Genomic DNA, 4,864 nt, shown 5'->3' with positions numbered 1-4,864 from the left:
TTTGTGCCTTTGTGGTGAAAGTCTTTTAACTAACAATGGCAAGGCTTTCACGCTTGAGCCAGTGCCATTGGGGTATGAATGGGAGCAATGGTAACGTTAGATTTCCCCACGAAAAGTATGGATGGCAGGATACTTCTGCAACCCAATAACTCCATGAGCTGGCGGCATAACCTGTTATTACTGGGGCTGATTGCTACGGTATCACTGGTTATTGCCATCGGCTTTTATCTTGTCGGTGCCAAAGCCATCCTGCCCTTCTCCTTGCTGGAGGTTATCGCCTTGTCGGCAGGCATCTATTACTGTGCCTGGCAACGCCAGCGAAAAGAGCTGATCACCTTTCAGGAGCATCAGGTCACTGTTCAGAAGGGCTTCTATAAACCACTGGTCACGCACCATTATCACCGCCTCTGGTGCCAACTGATCATTCGTGAGGCGACCCATCCATGGGAGCCCCCGTCCATTCATATTCGTTCACACGGTAAGGAAATGGAGCTGGGGTCTTTTCTCAACAGGCAGGATAAGCTGGTTTTGGGGGATCACTTGAAAAGGCTGCTTCGTAACGCCTGCGTTTCTTGGTGAAGAGTGTTTTGGTGAAGAGTGCCTTGGTAAGTTCAGAAAAACAGCCATAAAGTGAACATTTTTTTGCCCATCCCCAAACCCTGAACTAAATTCTTAACAGGCTCTGGCTTTGCAGTCAGAGATAATTAATCAGGATACCCCACAATCTTTCGTCGAAGCTGTGTCGCCTTATTCAATACAGCCGGGTTTATACGACGAACCTATTATCCCTTTTCTGCACGGAAAGCAGGCCTTGCTTTATCAACACACATTAACCGATGGCTTCGAGCTTTCTTATGGTCCCTCACCAAGGCGTGACGCGGCTACTCCAACGACATCATGCCTTTTTCAGCGGCAGAATGTTAAAGCCGGAGCCGGAAAAACACACAAGGTAGGCTAAACATGCTTTCCAGGCATCAATCACCTTCAACCCCAAACAGTGGGTTGACAGCGTTATCCGAAGTGGTTTCATCGCTAACCCGTCGTTCATTTCAGTATTGCGGAGCCATCGCCATTGCTTCTGCTTCCACCTGTGCGATAGCGGCAACAAGCTATGATCATAATTTCACTGCTCGTGCCCGTTCAGGTATCGGTAGCACTGACAAGGGTGGTCAACAGTTATGCTTCAAGGCAGCGGGTGCGCCCTCAAAGTACCGCTTGGGTAACGAATGTGAAACCTATGCAGAACTACAGTTTGATGCAAATCTATTTGATCAGGATGGTGTGCAGTTTTACCTGGACACCAATCTTAGCTACAAAGTTGCCCAGCAAGGCGATTATGAAACCACTGAGCCTGCTGTTCGAGAGATGAACATGAAAGCCACAGGCCTCTTTAGTGACACGCTTCCCGGTTCAATGTTGTGGGTAGGCAAACGTTTTTATAATCGTCATGATATCTATATGATTGATTACTACTACTGGAATCTGGCGGGTCCTGGTGTAGGTATTGAGAATATTGATGTGGGGATGGGTAAGTTGGATATTGCCTGGGTGCGGAATCAGAATGGGGTAAAATACGATAATTGGAATGGTACATCGTCATATAATGATCAACAAATCACTACCAACATTTTAGATATTCGTTGGAATGAAATTCCAATAATGCATAACCTGAGCCTGGAGCTTGGCCTTGACTATGGTGTTGGTAGCCCACCTGATAACTTGCCGGAAGTAGCCCTCACAAATGGTGATCAGGTCGGAAAAAGCTATTTTGATAAAAACGGCTGGATGCTCACCGGTGAACTGACTTGGAATGTCTTGGGAGGATACAATAAAGTTACTGTCCAGTATGCTACCGATGCGATGACAGGACCCGGTACAGGGACTGCTGGAATGTATATGCAAACCACTGACTGGTTTAAGGGTAATAAGCTGTGGCGCATTATGGACCACGGCGCTGTTTCCTTAATGCCCAAGCTGGATATGATGTACCTTATCGGTGTTACCGAGGTTAAATACGACACAGATACAATGTATCCAAACTATGGGAGAAAAACCACCTGGACAACCGCTGGGGTTCGGCCTTCGTGGAACTGGAATGATTTGACCAGTACGACCATTGAACTGGGTTATGATCAGGTTAAAAATGCTCACGCCTCTTTCAACTATAATTCAACGCAATACAATAGCGACCTTTTCAAAAGCAAACTTTGGAAGTTCACCATCGCGCAACAATTCCATCCGCAGTTTGGTAACTGGGTAAGGCCACAGATTCGTATTTTTGCCACGTATGCTGATTGGAATGCTTCTAAACTTGCAGGTGCCGGTACACCTCCTGATACGCTTGCAGGAACTGCTTGCACTGCTAGCAATGAGGGTATTTGTAACGCCCTTGGCCTTGAATACTTCGACACCTTCACCGATGCCGCGCAAATCATGAATGCCTATGGCAGCAAATCCGATGGCTGGACCTACGGTGCCCAAATGGAAGTCTGGTTCTGATCCAACATAGGTTAGTCCCCGCGGGAGCCAACCTGTGCAGAAAGGCTCGCTTGCCCTCGTTCCCACGGCCCTCCGTGGGAATGCATACCGAACCTCTGTGCAAATATTCATCCCCACGCAGGCATGGAAGCGCTTGCGATGCATGGGTATTAGCACCAGTGGCACTGACTTAAGCTTAAAAGCCCCGTTAACGTGGGGATTGATTCAGGTTGAGAGATTTCAATTTGAACCACAAAGACACAAAGACACAAAGGAGGAAAAAAGAAATCTTTTCTTTGTGTCTCTGTGCCTTTGTGGTTCAAAAAAAACCAGCGTCAGGTCTTTCATTATGCATAACACTTGTCGTTTACGGTGACAAAAAATATATGCAAGATGAAAGTTCTGCCCCAATATTTAACCCTGATGTCTGAATAGCTTTCTTTGCCACACAGTCACGGAGCCACAGAAGAAAATATTTTCCTTTTCTTTCTGCCTCCGTGACCACCGTTATCCTTTGCCGACCAAACCCTCCGCTATCCATCCCAACAGCAAACCGGATCAACTAACCTGCGGGAGACACCATGAAAGCCGCCGTCGTCCATCACTTTAAAGAACAGCTCACCATCGAAGACCTGCCGGTACCCAAACTCGGTGCCAGGGATGCCCTGGTGAAAATCCATGCCTGTGGCGTCTGCCACACCGACCTCCATGCCTGCCATGGCGACTGGCCGGTTAAGCCAAAACTGCCGCTGGTGCCTGGCCATGAGGGCGTCGGTACTGTTATAGAAGTCAGTGATCAGGTAGGCCATATCAAGACCGGTGACCGTGTGGGCATTCCCTGGCTTTACTCCGCCTGTGGCTATTGCGACTACTGCCTGGAAGGCAAGGAGACCCTCTGCCTGGCCCAGCACAACGTCGGCTACTCCGTGGACGGTGGCTATGTCGAGTTTTGTCTGGCCGCCGCCGACTATCTGGTCAAGATCCCCGACGGCATCAGCTTTGTCGATGCCGCGCCACTGTTCTGCGCTGGCGTGACCACCTACAAGGCACTGAAAGTCAGCCGCACCAAGCCCGGCGACTGGGTCTCCATTGTGGGCATCGGCGGCCTGGGCCACCTGGCGGTGCAGTACGCTGTGGCCATGGGCCTCAATGTTATCGCCGTGGACACCGGGGCGGAAAAACAAAAACTGGCGCTGAGCCTGGGCGCCAGCCACTTTCTCGATTTCCGCCAGTGCCAGCCGGAAGAAAAAATCAACTCCCTGTTGGGCAATGGTGTCCATGCCACCGTCTGCACCGCCGTTTCCAGGGCGGGTTTTGAAAGTGCCTATCGCTCCGTGCGCCGGGGAGGAACCTGCGTGCTGGTTGGGCTGCCTCCCGAGGATATGCCCATTCCTATATTCGATACGGTGATCAACGGCGTGTCTGTTGTGGGTTCCATCGTCGGCACGCGCAAGGATTTACAGGAGTGCCTGGAGTTTGCTGCCCAGGGTAAGGTGAAGGCGATTATCCAGAAACGGACCCTGGAAGAGATCAACGCAATTTTTGATGAAATGGAGAACGGAGATATTGCCGGGCGTGTTGTTATGGAGCTGGCACAGTAGCATCCTTTTTTACCACGGAGACACAGAGTCACGGAGGGAAAGATTTTTGCTGTTCTTCGTGGCAAAGTTTTTCTTATGAATTATCTTTTAATGAATTCCCGATTTCCGTTCACCCTGAGTGCTGAGCTTGTCGAAGCATCGAAGGGTCATGGCACCGAACTTCAACAAGCTCAGTCCAGTCAGGCAATGAAACCAGGGAAGTTATCTCCAGACAACTCCTTAAAGAAGAAACATAAAGTGAACTAATACTAACAAATATTGTCAGGTATAATATTGAATCATTCACTAATCAGCAGGTGAACTGAAAGAGGAAAAAATATGCAAACGCAGTATACACAAACCCATGGAGGGTGTTGCCCTCCTGCCTGGTCCATCAGGGATATAGACTATCAAGCCGTTGGTACGACTCTGGGCTGTGCTACAGGATGCTTTATGGATAAGATCCTTACATCTTGTTGTATTGGCTGCTGCATCGGTAAGGCAATTAATCATTTATGTCATAACAAGCATACCTTTCGCAATTTAGATAAAATCGTGTGTGAGATATTGGATGAAACATCCAATCTCATCCAAAACAGAGATTCTTCAGAAAATGCGCCTGTCACTACTCAACCGACTTATCAAAATCATCCTCATGCCAATTAAACCTGGACTCGTCCAGTAGGCTGTCCGAGAATAGTGCCTGTCCGAGAATAGCGCCCGTCCAGGAGGCTAACCATATCTGACACGATAAGGAATTGTCTTTTAATAAGTTCCCGATTTCCGTTCACCCTGAGCTTGTCGAA

General features: G+C 48.7%; 3 protein-coding genes. All 3 read left to right on the top strand.

Features of this window, described 5'->3' with window-relative positions; all coding sequences use genetic code 11:
• Positions 1 to 87 precede the first annotated feature (87 nt).
• The 3 genes from KDK14_RS15025 (at position 88) to adhP (ending at position 4,079) form a co-directional block, all read left to right on the top strand.
• Positions 88 to 579, top strand: a complete 492-nt coding sequence (locus KDK14_RS15025) for a DUF2244 domain-containing protein (protein ID WP_257265987.1) — start codon at positions 88 to 90, stop codon at positions 577 to 579.
• 381 nt (positions 580 to 960) lie between these two features.
• Positions 961 to 2,499, top strand: coding sequence for a maltoporin LamB (lamB, locus tag KDK14_RS15020; RefSeq protein WP_257265986.1), 1,539 nt, complete (start codon positions 961 to 963; stop codon positions 2,497 to 2,499).
• A gap of 560 nt (positions 2,500 to 3,059) precedes the next feature.
• Positions 3,060 to 4,079: an alcohol dehydrogenase AdhP gene (adhP, locus tag KDK14_RS15015; RefSeq protein WP_257265985.1), complete on the top strand. Its 1,020-nt coding sequence runs from the start codon at positions 3,060 to 3,062 to the stop codon at positions 4,077 to 4,079.
• Positions 4,080 to 4,864 lie beyond the last annotated feature (785 nt).

Source organism: Endozoicomonas sp. ONNA2 (assembly GCF_024606365.1).
Lineage (GTDB): Bacteria > Pseudomonadota > Gammaproteobacteria > Pseudomonadales > Endozoicomonadaceae > Endozoicomonas.
Note: the sequence above shows the minus strand (reverse complement) of the source record. Positions and strands in the feature narration are given on the sequence as shown.

Bases quoted from the DNA above. Each gene is read 5' to 3' on its own strand.
- KDK14_RS15025 (WP_257265987.1), top strand. From the start codon at position 88: ATGGTAACGTTAGATTTCCCCACGAAAAGTATGGATGGCAGGATACTT.
- lamB (WP_257265986.1), top strand. From the start codon at position 961: ATGCTTTCCAGGCATCAATCACCTTCAACCCCAAACAGTGGGTTGACA.
- adhP (WP_257265985.1), top strand. From the start codon at position 3,060: ATGAAAGCCGCCGTCGTCCATCACTTTAAAGAACAGCTCACCATCGAA.